At 71.5% G+C, this 14,445-nt stretch carries 15 protein-coding genes; 9 read left to right on the top strand and 6 right to left on the bottom strand.

Annotation, left to right across the window (positions count from 1 at the left end; all coding sequences use genetic code 11):
* The first annotated feature begins 196 nt into the window (after positions 1 to 196).
* The 3 genes from ABZU32_RS32500 (at position 197) to ABZU32_RS32490 (ending at position 3,283) form a co-directional block, all read left to right on the top strand.
* Positions 197 to 1,318, top strand: coding sequence for an LLM class flavin-dependent oxidoreductase (locus ABZU32_RS32500; RefSeq protein WP_354928207.1), 1,122 nt, complete (start codon positions 197 to 199; stop codon positions 1,316 to 1,318).
* 285 nt (positions 1,319 to 1,603) lie between these two features.
* Complete coding sequence (locus ABZU32_RS32495; protein ID WP_354928204.1) at positions 1,604 to 2,221, top strand: FMN reductase; 618 nt, start codon at positions 1,604 to 1,606, stop codon at positions 2,219 to 2,221.
* Positions 2,222 to 2,488: 267 nt separating this feature from the next.
* A complete protein-coding gene (locus tag ABZU32_RS32490; protein ID WP_354928201.1) occupies positions 2,489 to 3,283 on the top strand; it encodes a ribonuclease HII in 795 nt (264 codons plus the stop codon).
* On the opposite strand, the gene ABZU32_RS32485 is transcribed toward ABZU32_RS32490, so the two are convergent.
* Complete coding sequence (locus ABZU32_RS32485; RefSeq protein ID WP_354928198.1) at positions 3,270 to 4,190, bottom strand: LysR family transcriptional regulator; 921 nt, start codon at positions 4,188 to 4,190, stop codon at positions 3,270 to 3,272. The two genes, ABZU32_RS32490 and ABZU32_RS32485, sit on opposite strands and share 14 nt — an antisense overlap.
* 58 nt (positions 4,191 to 4,248) lie before the next feature.
* Between ABZU32_RS32485 and ABZU32_RS32480 the strand changes: the two genes are divergently transcribed.
* From ABZU32_RS32480 to ABZU32_RS32460, 5 genes are all read left to right on the top strand, one after another.
* Complete coding sequence (locus ABZU32_RS32480; protein ID WP_354928195.1) at positions 4,249 to 5,475, top strand: NAD(P)-binding domain-containing protein; 1,227 nt, start codon at positions 4,249 to 4,251, stop codon at positions 5,473 to 5,475.
* A gap of 61 nt (positions 5,476 to 5,536) precedes the next feature.
* Positions 5,537 to 5,827, top strand: a complete 291-nt coding sequence (locus ABZU32_RS32475; RefSeq protein ID WP_354928192.1) for a hypothetical protein — start codon at positions 5,537 to 5,539, stop codon at positions 5,825 to 5,827.
* Between the two features lies 1 nt (position 5,828).
* The gene (locus tag ABZU32_RS32470; RefSeq protein ID WP_354928189.1) at positions 5,829 to 6,428 is read left to right on the top strand and encodes a sigma-70 family RNA polymerase sigma factor; all 600 of its coding nucleotides are present in this window, start codon (positions 5,829 to 5,831) and stop codon (positions 6,426 to 6,428) included.
* Complete coding sequence (locus ABZU32_RS32465) at positions 6,425 to 8,557, top strand: tetratricopeptide repeat protein (protein ID WP_354928186.1); 2,133 nt, start codon at positions 6,425 to 6,427, stop codon at positions 8,555 to 8,557. The genes ABZU32_RS32470 and ABZU32_RS32465 overlap by 4 nt, the downstream gene beginning before the upstream one ends.
* A gap of 16 nt (positions 8,558 to 8,573) precedes the next feature.
* Positions 8,574 to 9,398 (top strand): AAC(3) family N-acetyltransferase, encoded by an 825-nt coding sequence (locus tag ABZU32_RS32460; protein WP_354928183.1) that lies wholly within the window; start codon positions 8,574 to 8,576, stop codon positions 9,396 to 9,398.
* A gap of 107 nt (positions 9,399 to 9,505) precedes the next feature.
* On the opposite strand, the gene ABZU32_RS32455 is transcribed toward ABZU32_RS32460, so the two are convergent.
* The 5 genes from ABZU32_RS32455 to ABZU32_RS32435 form a co-directional block, all read right to left on the bottom strand.
* Positions 9,506 to 10,327, bottom strand: coding sequence for an NAD-dependent protein deacetylase (locus ABZU32_RS32455; protein WP_354928264.1), 822 nt, complete (start codon positions 10,325 to 10,327; stop codon positions 9,506 to 9,508).
* Positions 10,328 to 10,453: 126 nt separating this feature from the next.
* Positions 10,454 to 11,215, bottom strand: coding sequence for an ABC transporter permease (locus ABZU32_RS32450; RefSeq protein WP_354835596.1), 762 nt, complete (start codon positions 11,213 to 11,215; stop codon positions 10,454 to 10,456).
* On the bottom strand, positions 11,212 to 12,066 hold the full coding sequence (locus ABZU32_RS32445; RefSeq protein WP_354928180.1) for an ATP-binding cassette domain-containing protein: 855 nt from the start codon (positions 12,064 to 12,066) through the stop codon (positions 11,212 to 11,214). Before ABZU32_RS32445 ends, ABZU32_RS32450 begins: the two co-directional genes overlap by 4 nt.
* 23 nt (positions 12,067 to 12,089) lie before the next feature.
* The gene (locus ABZU32_RS32440) at positions 12,090 to 12,494 is read right to left on the bottom strand and encodes a DUF1048 domain-containing protein (protein WP_354928178.1); all 405 of its coding nucleotides are present in this window, start codon (positions 12,492 to 12,494) and stop codon (positions 12,090 to 12,092) included.
* Positions 12,491 to 12,826 carry a PadR family transcriptional regulator gene (locus tag ABZU32_RS32435; protein ID WP_354928175.1) on the bottom strand — a complete coding sequence of 112 codons (336 nt, stop codon included), beginning with the start codon at positions 12,824 to 12,826 and terminating at the stop codon, positions 12,491 to 12,493. Before ABZU32_RS32435 ends, ABZU32_RS32440 begins: the two co-directional genes overlap by 4 nt.
* 221 nt (positions 12,827 to 13,047) lie before the next feature.
* On the opposite strand from ABZU32_RS32435, the gene ABZU32_RS32430 reads away from it, so the two are divergent.
* Positions 13,048 to 14,373: a serine protease gene (locus ABZU32_RS32430; protein WP_354928172.1), complete on the top strand. Its 1,326-nt coding sequence runs from the start codon at positions 13,048 to 13,050 to the stop codon at positions 14,371 to 14,373.
* Positions 14,374 to 14,445: the final 72 nt, after the last annotated feature.

Raw genomic sequence — 14,445 nt, 5'->3', positions numbered from 1 at the left:
GCGGACATGCAAGGCATCGTAGCTTTCCCCCAGCGTGCTCCGGACCGTACGTCCCCGCGCCGCGCGTCTGTCGTCACAGCGGGTATGGAGACCGGCCCGGCCGGGCACGCGCGGCCGTGGGGCCCGGTGGAATAACCGGTACGGTGACGACGCTTAGGTCGTTGAAACTTCAACAATACGAAGGATGATGAGGGCGATGCAGTTCGGGATCTTCAGCGTGGGCGACGTCACCACCGACCCGACCACCGGCACGACGCCGAGCGAGCACGAGCGCATCAAGGCGATGGTCGCCATCGCCCTGAAGGCGGAGGAGGTCGGCCTGGACGTCTTCGCCACCGGCGAGCACCACAACCCGCCCTTCGTCCCCTCCTCCCCGACCACGATGCTCGGCTACATCGCGGCGCGCACCGAGCGGATCATCCTGTCCACCGCCACCACCCTGATCACCACCAACGACCCGGTGAAGATCGCCGAGGACTTCGCCATGCTCCAGCACCTGGCCGGCGGGCGCGTCGATCTGATGATGGGCCGCGGCAACACCGGCCCGGTCTACCCGTGGTTCGGGCAGGACATCCGCCAGGGCATCCCGCTCGCGGTCGAGAACTACGCGCTGCTGCACCGCCTCTGGCGCGAGGACGTCGTCGACTGGCAGGGCCGGTTCCGCACGCCGCTGCAGGGATTCACCGCGACACCGCGCCCGCTGGACGGCGTCCCGCCGTTCGTCTGGCACGGCTCGATCCGCAGCCCCGAGATCGCCGAGCAGGCGGCCTACTACGGCGACGGGTTCTTCGCCAACAACATCTTCTGGCCCAAGGAGCACTTCATCCGGCTGATCGGCCTCTACCGCGAGCGCTTCGCCCACTACGGGCACGGCGCTCCCGAGCAGGCCATCGTCGGTCTCGGCGGCCAGGTGTTCATGCGCAGGAACTCCCAGGACGCGGTGCGCGAGTTCCGGCCGTACTTCGACAACGCCCCGGTGTACGGCCACGGCCCCTCGCTGGAGGAGTTCACCGAGCAGACCCCGCTCACGGTGGGCAGCCCGCAGGAGGTCATCGACAAGACGCTGACCTTCCGCGAGTCGTTCGGCGACTACCAGCGCCAGCTGTTCCTGATGGACCACGCCGGCCTGCCGCTGAAGACCGTCCTGGAACAGCTCGACATCCTCGGCGAGGAGGTCGTCCCGGTGCTGCGCAAGGAGTTCGCCTCCGGCCGGCCGGCCCAGGTGCCGGACGGGCCCACCCACGCCGCCCGCGTCGCCCACCGCGACGCCGAGGCGGCGGCCCAGGAGCCCCAGGTCACCACCGGACCCTCCTCCTGAACCTCCGCACGCCCACGAGGCACGGGCCCCCGGCCCTCGGGCGCCATTCCCCGCCGGAGTAGCGCCCCTCGAACCCCGCCTCAGAACCGGTCACTCGAGCCCGTAGTCAGGCCCGGCCACTCGAACCCGGCCTTCAGAACCGGCCATTCCAGCCCGGGCCCTGGAACCGTCCACGCGGGCCCTGTCCGAGAGCCGGACTTGGGCCCCGTCCCGCCTCCTGACCGGCGTCGATCCGCCCGGACGCCGGTCCCTTCCCCGCCATCCCCCGACCTCCGGGAGCACCCCATGAAGCCGTTGAAGCTCGTCGCCGTGTCCGCGGGCCTCAGTTTGCCGTCCTCGACGCGCCTGCTCGCCGACCGTTTGACCGAGGCCGCCCGCGCCCGACTGACGGAGGACCGAGAGGTGGAGGTGCGCGTCGTGGAACTGCGCGAACTGGCCGGCGACATCGCCGCCAACCTGGTGACCGGCTTCCCCTCCCCCGCGCTGGACGAGGCACAGCGAGCGGCGGGCGAGGCCGACGGCCTGATCGCCGTCACCCCGATCTTCACCGCCTCCTACAGCGGGCTGTTCAAGTCGTTCGTCGACGTGCTGCCGAACACCGCGCTGGCCGGCAAGCCGGTGCTGATCGCGGCGACCGGCGGCACGGCCCGGCACTCGCTGGCGCTGGAGCACGCCATGCGCCCGCTGTTCGGCTACCTGCGCGCGGTGGTCGTGCCGACCGCGGTGTACGCCGCCTCAGAGGACTGGGGCTCGGCCGGGGACGAGCGCACAGAGGGCCTGGCATCCCGCGTCGCCCGCGCGGCCGGCGAGCTGGCCGACCTGATGCTGCGCCGGCCTCCGGCCGCCGAGCCGGCCGAGGAGTTCATCCCCTTCGAACAGCAGCTGGCGGCGCTGCGCCCCTGATCCGGCTCCGTCCGCCGGCCCGCGCCGTCCAGCGACAGGCGCCCGTGCCTGCCGGGGACGGCGCCGGCGACCACCGCCCGTCCAGTGACAGGCACCCGTCCGATGACGGGTGCCCGCCGGAGACCGGCGTCCGCCCGAAGGTCACCACCCGCCCGTGACCGGCGTCGGTCCGGTGACCACCCGTCCAATGACCACCGCACACCCGGGTGACCGGTGTCCGTCCGCGAAGCCGCGCCGCCGTGCGCGCCGTCCTGCCATGATGGACCGATGCGAAAGCGGACCACGCAGGCCACGCAGGCCACGCAGGCCACCCCGGCAACGGCGGCCGCCCGGGCCACGCGGAAGGAGCCGCCCGCCGAGCCTCGTGCCGCCGGCTACCTGATCGAGCAGGAGCTGCGCGCCGGAGGGGCTCGCGTCATCGCAGGGGTGGACGAGGTCGGCCGCGGCGCGTGGGCCGGTCCGGTCGTGATGTGCGCCGCGGTCACCGACCTCGGCCCGCCGCCCGAGCTGCCCGGCCGCGGCGGGACGACGGTGCGGCTCACCGACTCCAAGCTGCTGGCGCGCACCCACCGCGAAGCGTTCGCCGAGGCGCTGCCCGGCTGGCTGACCTGCCACGCGATCGGCGCGTCGAGCGCCGAGGAGATCGACGAGGTGGGCATGACCGAGGCGTTGCGCCGGGCCGCGTCCCGGGCGCTCTCGGCCCTGCCCGTGCGTCCGGACGCGGTCATCCTGGACGGCAAGCACGACTTCCTGCGGGCACCGTGGCGGGTGCGCTGCGAGGTCAAGGCCGACCTGCGGTCGGTCAGCGTGGCGGCGGCGTCGGTGCTGGCCAAGGTGCACCGCGACCGGCTGATGGCCGATCTGTCCCCCGGGCATCCGGCCTACGACTTCGCGGGCAACGCCGGTTACCCCTCCCCCGTCCACCAGGCGGCGCTGGCCGAGCACGGCCCGACGCCGCACCACCGCCTGAGCTGGTCCTACCTGGACGACCTGCCCAAGTGGCGGCACCTGCGCAGGCACCGCGACCCGCTCGCCGCCTCCGGCCAGCTCACTCTGCTCTAGCCGGCGGTTCCCGACCGGCCGCGCGCCGCAGGAAGCCGACCACCGTGCGGGCGGCGGGCAGCGGCGCGGGCGGGAGCACCGCCGACACGGTCCGGCACGGCGCCGGCTCACCGAGCGGGCGCAGCGCGAGCCCGTCCGGCACGGCCCACGCGGCGATGGAGGGAACCAGCGTGACGCCGAGCCCGGCCGCGATGAACCCGAACTTCCCCGTCCACTCGGCGATCTTGAGCGTGCGCGGGGTGAAGCCGGCGCGGGCGCAGGCGTCCGCGAGCATGGTGCGCTGCCCGGGAGGTGGCGCCTCCAGCCAGGTCTCCTCGCGCAGGTCGCGCAGGTCGACGCGGCCGGCCGCCGCGAGCGGATGGTCGCCGGGCAGCGCGACGAGCAGCTCGTCCCGCACCAGCTCGACGAACTCCAGGTCCTCGTCGTAGGGGAGCCCTGAGGGGTAGTCGCTGACCACCGCGACGTCCAGGCTCCCCTCACGCATGCGGCGCAGCAGCGCGCCGCTCTGTCCCTCGGCGGGGACCATCTCGACGTGCGGGAACTCCCGGCGGAAGGCGCTCAGCGCGGCCGGGACCAGCGCGACGTTGGCGGTGGCGAACGCCCCGAGGCGGACGCGCCCCCGGTAGCCGCCGTGGATGCCCGCCAGGTCGTCCGCGGCCCTGGCCAGGCGGTTGAGCACGGCCCGCGCGTGCTGCCACAGCAGCTCCCCGGCCGGGGTCGGCCGCACGCCCCGGGGGAGCCTTTCGAACAGCGGCCCGCCCGCCTGTCGTTCCAGGGACGCGATGCGGCGCGAGACCGCGGACTGGGTGTAGGCGAGCTCGCCGGCCGCGGCCGTGAACGAGCCCCTGCGCGCGACGGCGTCGAGCAGGCGCAGTGCGTCGATGGCGAACACATTCCTCCAGCGCATGGGATGCATGCAATCTAGTCGCTGGTGGAATGCGTGGCGCTTCTCTACGGTCGAGCCCGTGATTGCCTTTCTCGGACTGGGACGCATGGGCGTCCCCATGGCCCGGCGACTCGTGGAGGCCGGGCACGACGTGACGACGTGGAACCGCACCTCGCGGACGGTGCCGGGCGCGCGAACCGCCGCCTCGCCGGCCGAGGCCGTGGCGGAGGCGGAACTGGTCATCACGGTGCTCAGCGACCCGCCCGCGGTGACGCACGTGCTCGGCCTGGCGGCGCCCGGGCTGCGGGAGGGGACGCTCGTGGTCGAGATGTCCACCATCGGCCCCGGCGCGGTGGCCGCCCTGCGCGACCTGCTCCCCGCGAGCGTCGGCCTGGTGGACGCACCGGTGCTGGGCAGCGTGGACCCGGCGCGCGACGGCACGCTCACCGTCCTCGCGGGCGGGTCCCCCGGCGACCTGGCACGGTGCCGCAAGGTGCTGGAGGTCTTCGGGCACGTGCGGGAGATCGGCGGCCCCGGCGCCGGGGCGGCGATGAAGCTGGCCGTGATGAGCGCGGTGGTGCCCGCCCAGGTGCTGCTGGCCGAGACGGTCGCCTACGCCCGCGCGGCGGGGGTGGACACCGGGGCGCTGCTGGACGTGCTCGGCGCCAGCCCCCTCGCCGCCCTGGCCGAACGGGTGCGCCCCGCGGTGGAGGGCACGCGCGCCGAACGCCGCTACGGGCTCGGCCTCGCGGCCAAGGATCTCGCGCTCGCCGCGCACCCCGTCCAGACGCTCGCGGGGGCGGCGGGGAGCCGGCTGGAGGCGGCGGTCGCCGCCGGCCTCGGCGGCGAGGACCTGACCGCCGTGTTCCCCCACATCGCCGGCGGCCCGGCGCCGCGCGCGCGTGCCGGGGTGGACAAGCTCAACCCCGCCTCGGTGCCCGCCACCAACGGGCGCTACTCCCACGCCACGCGGGCCGGCGACCTGCTGTTCGTCTCCGGACAGGTGGCGCTGGACGCCGAGGGGAAGGTGATCGGCGAGAACGACATGACCGCGCAGTCGGAGCAGGTGATGGAGTACCTGTCCCGCATCCTCGCCGACCAGGGCTGCACGTTCGACGACGTGACCCATATCAGGACGTTCCTCACGGACATGTCCCGCCTGCAGGAGCACGCCGCCGTGCGCGCACGCCACATCACCGGCGAGCCCCCCGCCAGCACGACCGTGGAGGTCACCCGCCTGTTCCGCCCAGGCCTGCTGGTAGAGGTGGAACTCACCGCCGTCATCCCCCCGCCCGCCGCCGGCTGAGAAACTCGACGGGACATCGGAAAGGAGCAAACGCCGAAGGCGGGTCGCACGACAGTGAAGTGTGACGCTGCTGACTTCCCCCAAGCACGACAGATGGGCGGCGCTGACCGCCCTGACCGCCGGCGCCTCGTCCTGGCAGTCGACCGCACTCATGGCCGGCGCGCTGGCGGCCTGGACCGCGATGCGCCTGCTCACCGAGTGGCAGATGCGACGCACCCTGGTCGCCCTCGCCCGCACGGCCCGATCGGGGCGGATCACCATCCCCGGGAACGCCCCGCCCGGGCATGCCTTACGGCTGTCCTGGGGAGCCGACCACGACTCCGATCGGCGCCCACGGCGGACGGGGAGATGACGTGGATCCCTCCGACCGCCGGCCGAAGCTCACCAAGAGGCAACTCGAACAGGCCGAGGAGATCTATCGGCAGAGCGCCCCGGGCCTGTTCCAGTACGCCTGCCGACTGCGTTCACAGGGCTATGGCGCAGATCCCCATGACCTGGTGCAGACGACCTTCCAAGCGGCGATCGAGCAGTGGGCGAAGGTGGGTCTGTTCAGCCCCGACGAGCGCGAAAGATGGCTGCGCCGGGTACTGAAGAACAAGGCGATCGACCACATGAGAAGACAAGGCGTGATCGACCTCTCCGCCGAGATCCCGTCGCCGCGCCCACCGTCCGACGACACCTGTGAGCGCGCCAGGATGAGGATCGCCCTCGACGCCTGCCGGAAGGTGATAGCGGCGATGCCTCGGATGCGGCGGGCGGTCGCGTTCCTCACCTGGCATGAGGACTGGGGCGACGAGCGCATCGCCGAGCATCTCCGGATAACACCGAGCACCGTCCGAGGACACCGGCGCAAGGCGCGCAAGCAGTTGAAGGACGAACTCGGCCCCTTGGTGTACTTCAGCGACGAAGACGACAAAGACGAAGACGAAGGAGAGGAGGAGTCCGCCCAATGAACCACGAGGAGGAGCCGATTCCGGTCACGTTCGCCGAACTCTACCGGCGCGCCCACGCTTCTGGGGCGTTCGCGCCCTTCGACCTCGCACGCGGTCTGGAAGAACTCAGAACGTGGATCGACCGGGAGGTCGACATCGTCGAGGAGGACCCGGGCGTCGACGAAGCGGAGGGGGAACCGGCCGCGGTACGGAGTCCCCGAGTTGAGCTCCGCGGGCGCCATGACGTGCTGGAGGAACTGGCCGCACTGACACGCCGACCCGAGGACGGCCCCGCCGTGCTCATCGGGGCGGGCGGCGCGGGGAAGTCCACACTGGCCGCGGCCCTGGCCGAGCAGGCACGAAACCGGGGACGGCAGGTGTGGTGGATCTCCGCCGCCGACCTGACCGGATTCTCCGCGAGCTTGGCCGAGGTTGCCCGGGAGCTGGGCGGGTCCCCCAACGACGTGGAGTCCATCGCCAAGGGAGGAGCCGACGCTCCAGGACGGCTCTGGCGCCTTCTGGAAGGCTCGCCCCGTGAATGGCTGCTCGTCCTCGACAACGCCGACGACCCGTGGGTGCTGGCCACGGCGGACTCGTCCGCGGGCGTGCAGGACGGTTCCGGCTGGGCGCGCGCATCGCGGCGTGGCCTGGTCGTGGTGACCAGCCGGGAGACCGACCCCCGTATGTGGGGAGCCGCCCGGCTCTTCCAGGTCGGTGACCTGAGCACGACCGACGCCGCCCAGGTCCTGCGTGATCTGGCGCCGGAGGCGGGGGACGAGAACGAGGCCCGCGCTCTGGCGCGCCGCCTTGGCGGGCTTCCACTCACCCTCCATCTGGCCGGGACCTACCTGCGCTCCGAGGCCGCGCAGCGGCGAACCTTCTCCGCATACGCCCACGCCATCGGTCGCGCGGAGGGAACCATGGTGGCCCGAACCGCGGAGATCTCCCTGGACGGGCTGGCACGCCATGGCATCCCTCAGGCCCGCACGCTGCTGCTGCTGGCCAGTTGCTACGCGCCCACGTCGATCCCGACACGCATCCTGACCATGAAGGGCCTGAAGGAAGCGCTGGACGGGCTCGGAGGCGTGGGTCTGATCCAGGAGCACTCCGCCACGATCACGCTCCACCCGGTCGTCACCGACACCAACCGTGCCCACCTGGAGGGACCGGAAATCCGGCACACCGCGGTCGAGCGACTGGTCGACGCGCTGGAGGAACTCGACGTGTACCGGCCAGACCACTGGCCCCAATACCGGCAGCTCGGACAGCATGTGCTGGCGCTGCTCGACAACGCGGCCGAACATGTGGACCGCGAGCACCTCGCCATGCTCGTGCACGCCGCGGACATCACGGCCAGAGCCTTCCTCAACAGCGGCGCGGGCAGGGCCGCCGGCGTCATGTGCCGGGCCGCCCTGGCACGTTGTGCGGCGCTGGGCGAGGAAGATCCTGCGGTGCTGCGCGTGCGGCACGAGCTCGCCTGGACGGTCGCCGACGGAGGGAACCCCCATGAAGCGGAGGCCATCTACCGGGACGTCCTGGGCATACGGCTGCGCGTGCTCGGCGACTCCCACCCCGACACCCTCGCCAGTCGTCACGAATTCGCCTGGATCGCCACCTGCCTGGGCAGGTGGGCGGAGGCGGAGCGGCGCTACCAGGACACCCTGCGCGACAGCCTGCGATATCTGGGCGCCGACACAGGAGAAACCCTCACCACGCGCCACGAACTGGCCTACGCGATCGCCCGGCAGGGCCGTTTCGACGAGGCGTTCGCCGCCTTTCAGGGCGTCCTTCGAGACCGGCGGCGCGTCCTCGGCGGCGGTCATCCCCAGACCCTGCAGACCCAGCACGAGCTCGCCTGGATCACCGCCAAGCAGGGCAGATGGGCAGAGGCCGAGGCCATGTACCGTAACCTGCTCAACCTGCGTCAGGTGTTCGAGACCGACCATCCCCATGTTCTGCTCACTCTGCACGAACTCGCCTGGACGATCGCACGCCAAGGACGCCTGGCCGAGGCGGAATCCCTCTACCGGAAGGTCCTGCAGCATCGCAGGCAGACCCTGGGCGACGACCACCCCGACACCGAGATCACCCGGCGGGCACTGAGCGAGCTCCTCCAGGGCCGCATCTCCGACGCCGATCACCTGGCCTGACCACGTGGAGGTCCACATGATCCTCGCCGAACACCTCGACATCGCCATCGACGAACTGCACCTCGCCGACCGCCCGGTCATGCTGCACACCTCGTTGCGGTCCTTCGGAACCGCCATCGCCGGTGGCCCCGACACCCTGCTGGACGCGTTGCTGAAGCGCGGATGCACCGTGGTGGTGCCCGCTTTCACCGAGCCTCAGTTCGGCCTGCCGGCGCCCGTCGACATGCGCCCTGCGCGCAATGGTCTCGACTACACCACCCTGCCCTCCGGAACCGACCTGCCGGCAGGACCTGCCTACAGCGTCGACTGCGGGCTGATCAACTCCCATCTGGGCAAGCTCCCCGCGGCGCTCATCGACCGCCCCGCCGCCGTACGCGGCAGGCATCCGCTCAATTCCTTCGCGGCCATCGGCCCATGGGCCGCCGAGCTCATCGACGTCCAGAGCCCCGACGACGTGTACGGGCCCATCCGCGAGCTGGCCGATCGCGACGGCGCCATCCTGCTCATCGGCGTGGAGCTCAATCGCATGACGGCGCTGCACCTGGCCGAGCAGCGGTCGGGCCGCCGCCTGTTCCGCCGCTGCGCCCGCGACGAGGACGGCGAGGTCCGCATGGTGGAGGTCGGCTCCTGCTCCGAGGGATTCCCGCGGTTGGAACCGGTCCTCGGCCCCCTCGCCCGGACCACCGTCGTAGGCGGCTCGCGCTGGCGCGCCTACCCGGCCCGGCAGGTTCTCGACGTCGCCACAGCCGCCATCGCCGCCGACCAGGACATCACTCGCTGTCCCGACCCCGGCTGCCTGCTCTGCCGCGACTCGATCGCCGGAGGCCCGACGGCTCATTGACGCACCCGAGCCGCGCCGGGGTGAGTGATCACCCCGGCGCCGCTGCTCGCCGGAACGGGACTCCACCTTCACGATGTGCCATCCGCACCGCGGACCGCCGGCCCTCGTCAGAGGCCGGCGGTGGTGTCCAGGAGGTCGGCGGTGTGGGTGAGGGTGGGGCCGAGGGGGGCGTCGACGGTGAGGTCGGCGTAGTCGTCGCCGCGGGTGGGGCCCTGGTTGACGATGGCGACCGGGACGCCCAGCTTGGCGGCCCTCAGCACGAACCGGCGTCCGGACATGACGCTGAGGGACGAGCCGAGGACCAGCAGCAGCCGGGCGCGCTCGACGAGCGCGAAGCACGCGTCGACGCGGTCCCGCGGAACGGTCTCGCCGAAGAAGACCACGTCCGGCTTGAGCATCCCGCCGCCGCACGCCCGGCAGGCGGCGGGAACGAACGCCTCGACGGCCTCGCCGGGCAGTTCGACGTCACCGTCGGGGTTGACGGCGGTGACCAGGGCGCCGAACCGGGGGTTCGCCTCCCGCAGGCGGCGGTCCAGCTCCTCGCGCGGGGTCGTGTCGCGGCAGTCGAGGCAGACGACGCGGTGCAGGCTGCCGTGCAGCTCGATCACGCTCCGAGCGCCGCCGGCCTGGTGCAGGCCGTCGACGTTCTGGGTCACCAGGCCGGACACCAGGCCGCGCCGCTGGAGGCGGGCGACCGCGTGGTGCCCGGCGTTCGGCCTGGCCCGCGCCATGGACCGCCACCCGGCGTGGCTGCGCGCCCAGTAGCGGCGCCGGGCGGCCGGGTCGCCGGTGAAGGCCTGGTAGGTCATCGGGGTGTGCCGGCGCAGGGCGCCGCTCGGCCCCCGGTAGTCGGGGATGCCCGACTCGGTGGAGATGCCGGCCCCGGTCAGGACCACCACGTCGCCCTCGGCCAGGAACTTCGCCAGCATGCCCGCGCCCTCGTTCACCCCTCCATGGTGCCCCACGCCCGCGTCCGGGCGGAAATCCTGCGGGTGAACCGCATTCCGCCTGTTCGCCACGCTGAGGGGGGTCAGGACGGGCGCGACCACCACGGTTCAGGCGATCTTGCGGCGGTAGGTGGCCATGGCGGCGATGTAGGCGACGACGAGGATGCCGGCACACCAGGCCAGGGCGATCCAGATGTCGGTGCCCACCGGCCGCTGGGTGAACAGGTCGCGGATGGCGTTGACGATGGAGGTCACCGGCTGGTGCTCGGCGAAGGCGCGCACCGGGCCGGGCATGGTGGCGGTGGGCACGAAGGCCGAGCTGAGGAACGGCAGGAAGATCAGCGGGTAGGAGAACGCGCTCGCGCCGTCCACGGACTTCGCCGACAGGCCGGGGATGACGGCGATCCACGTCAGCGCCAGGGTGAACAGGACCAGGATGCCGGCGACGGCGAGCCACGCCGGCACTCCCGCCGCCGAGCGGAACCCCATGAGCAGGGCGACGAGCACGACGACCACGAGCGAGATCAGATTGGCGACCAGCGAGGTCAGCACATGTGCCCACAGGACGGACGACCGGGCGATCGGCATGGAGTGGAAGCGCTCGAAGATGCCGCTCTTCATGTCCATGAACAGCCGGAACGCGGTGTAGGCGATGCCTGAGGCGACCGTGATGAGCAGAATGCCGGGCAGCAGGTAGTTCACATACGATTCCGCCCCTGTCTTGATCGCGCCGCCGAACACGTAGACGAACATCAGCATCATGGCGATCGGCATGATCGTGGTCGTGATGATGGTGTCCACGCTGCGCGTGATGTGACGCAGCGATCGTCCCAGCAGGGCGGCGGTGTCACCGAGAAAATGCCTGGTCATCGTTGCTCCTCACTCGTCGGTGCCGAGATGGCGTCCGGGCCGCTCCCGCCGTGCTCGCCGTGCTCACCGTTCTTGCCGTTCTTGCCGCCGCCGCCGACGAGGGTGAGGAAGACGTCCTCCAGGGTCGGCTGCTTCTCGACGTATTCCACCTTGGCCGGCGGGAGCAGTCGCTTCAGTTCGGCCAGGGTGCCGTTCACGATGATCCGGCCCTCGTGCAGGATCGCGATCCGGTCGGCGAGCTGCTCGGCCTCGTCCAGATACTGCGTCGTGAGCAGCACCGTCGTACCTCGCGCGGCGAGTTCCTTGACGGCCCGCCACGCCTCGATGCGCGCCTGGGGGTCGAGCCCGGTCGTCGGCTCGTCGAGGAAGACGACCGGCGGATCGCCGACGAGGCTCATCGCGATGTCCAGGCGGCGGCGCATGCCACCCGAATACGTCGACACCTTCCGCGCGCCCGCGTCGGTCAGCGAGAACCGTTCCAGCAGGTCATCGGCGATCTGGCCCGGATCCTTCAGGTGCCGTAACCGGGCGACCAGCACGAGGTTCTCCCGCCCGCTGAGGATCTCGTCCACGGCCGCGAACTGCCCGGTGAGGCTGATGGACTCCCGCACGTCCGCGGCCTGCGTGGCGACGTCGAAGCCGTTGACGCGCGCCTTTCCCGCATCGGCCTTCAGCAGCGTGGACAGGATTCTCACGACCGTGGTCTTCCCCGCCCCGTTCGAGCCGAGCAGGGCGAAAATGCCGCCCCGCGCCACGTCGAAATCGACGCCGCGCAGCACCCGCAGTTGTTTGTACGACTTCTCCAGGCCCTGCACCCGGATCGCGGGGCCCTGAATCCGATCGGCTGTCATTCCGATATCCGTTCTCTGTTTCGTCATGACTTGTCACCCGCGGCCAGATCGGCGGCGCGGTCGATGGCGTCGCTGAGCCGTGCCCGCTCGCGGCTGATCCACTGACCCTCCGGGTAGTTGCGGAGGAACGCCTCGGCGAACTCGACCGGGTCCTCCCCGACGACCTCGCGGACCGGAGTCCCGTTCGCCGCGCTCTGCTCGAACAGGTCGGCGAGGTCGTCCAGCATCGCCAGCAGGCTGTCCGCCTTTCCCGGCCCGAAGAACAACATGTACCGCTGCAGCGCGTCGATCGCCGTGTGGTAGTCCGCGGGAAGCCGCTCCGTGCGCGCCTTGTACCGCCGGTAGCGCTTTTTATGCTCGAACGGCCCGGTGACCAGCTCCAGGTACCGCAGGTAGCGATTCTTCTGCTCGATCGGATCCGTGGTCATTTTCCATTACCTCCGTCGCGGAGCTGTTCGAGCCGTTCGGCGAGAAAACTCCAGGTCTTCCAGAACTCTTCGAGGTACTCCCGCCCCTGAGCGTTCAGGGAATACACCTTGCGCGGCGGCCCTTTCTCGGACGGAACCTTCTGCACGTCGACGAGACCGCGCTGCTCGATCCTGATGAGCAGCGCGTAGACGGTGCCTTCGGCGATTTCGGAGAAGCCCTGGTCGCGCAGCCACGCCGTGATCTCGTAGCCGTACGCGGACCGGCCGGACAGGATCGCGAGGACGATGCCCTCCAGCGTCCCCTTGAGCATCTCCGTCACCAGCTTGCCCATGAGGCATCCCTCCTCCAGCTACTTGGTGACACTAGCTACTGGTACATAGTAACGCTGAATAGCGACGGCGCAAGCCCACGTGGCTGCGGTCGCCCCGCAGATGGCCGGCGGCCTCTCCGCTGGGCACGGGCTGCCTCGGAACAGTGAGTAAGTGGGATGCAAGGGAGCTTTCAGGGGGTTCGCCCAGACTCTGTGGAGGAGATGCCTGAGGGGGTGGAGCCATGCGAACGCGCTTACGGATGGCGGCGGCGGGGCTGAGCTTGGCGGGAATGGCCGTGGTGCCGGGGGTCACCGGGTCCGCCCCGGCGGAGGCGGAACGCGGGGTGGCGGTCGGCACGCGGCTGGCGGCCCGCACCGATCCGGCGGTGCAGCTGATCGAGACCGACTACGCCGCGACCGTCACCGTGCCGTCACCCAAGGCCAAGAAGGCGTTCTCCGCCCTGTTCGACGCGGCCGCCCGGCACGCCAAGGCGGGGCGCATCCCCGCCGACCACCAGAGCCAGGCCAAGTGGGTGCTGCGCACCGCCGCCGGGCACGTCGAGCGCTACCTGGCCCCGGCCGGGCCCGCGCGCACGGCCAAGCTGGTCCGTCCTGGCCTGTGCACCGGCTGGTGGGTGACGCCGGACGGGTACATGGTGACCGGCGCGCACTGCGTGAGCGCGACCCGGGCGGCCCTGCGGCGGTTCTACGGCGCCAAGGTGCTCCCCACGGTGACCGGGGCGGACGCGAAGTCGTTCCTCACGGCGATCCGCAGGAGCGCCCAGCCGGACGACGAGCTGGTGCGGCTGGCCAAGGAGATGTTCGGGCGGTTCAACGCGCGGCAGATGCGGGTGACCGGGATCCACCGGAGCATCGCCGTCATCACTCCTCTGCCCGGCGGCGGCAGGGACAAGACGGCCAAGGTGACGCGGATCCGGTTGGTCGCCAAGGGCCGCGACTACCCCGGTGAGGACTTCGCCGTGCTCAAGATGCCCGGCGCCCATGACCTGCCCACGGTGCCGCTCGGCCGCGACTCCGACGTCCGCGTCGGCGACCCGCTGTACATCAACGGGTTCCCCGGGCTCATCACCACCAACACCGCCGTGTTCGACCTGCGCTCGCGGCTGTACCCGGCGCTGACCGAAGGCGCCTACAACGCCCGGCGCACCACCGTGCTCGGCGTGCCGTACATCCAGGCCCAGGCGCCTTCCTACCACGGCAACTCCGGCGGACCGGTCTTCGACGAGGACGGCAAGGTCATCGGGACGCTGATCGCCGGCTCGGTCGACCCGGCCACGGGCGAGACCGCCGAGAACCACAGCTTCATCCTGCCGGTGAGCATCGTGCGCAAGCGGCTGGTCGCAGCCGGGGTCGCGCCGTCCGCCTCACGGACGACGGTGCTGTACGACGCCGCCTTGCAGGACTTCTTCGCCGGCCGCTACCGGGCGGCGCTCCCCCGGTTCCAGCGGGTGCGCGCGCTCTTCCCCGCCCACCCCTACGTCGCCTCGTACATCACCGAGTCGCGGCACGCCATCGCCGCCGGCAAGGACAGAACTCCCCGCCGCTGACCCGGCCCGCTCTCACCGGCTCGGCGCCGTACGAAGGCGCCGGAACCACCGTGCCACCTCCCGCCGCGCCGG

The organism is Sphaerisporangium sp. NPDC005288 (assembly GCF_040607475.1).
Classification (GTDB): Bacteria; Actinomycetota; Actinomycetes; order Streptosporangiales; family Streptosporangiaceae; genus Sphaerisporangium; species Sphaerisporangium rhizosphaerae.
Note: the sequence above shows the minus strand (reverse complement) of the source record. Positions and strands in the feature narration are given on the sequence as shown.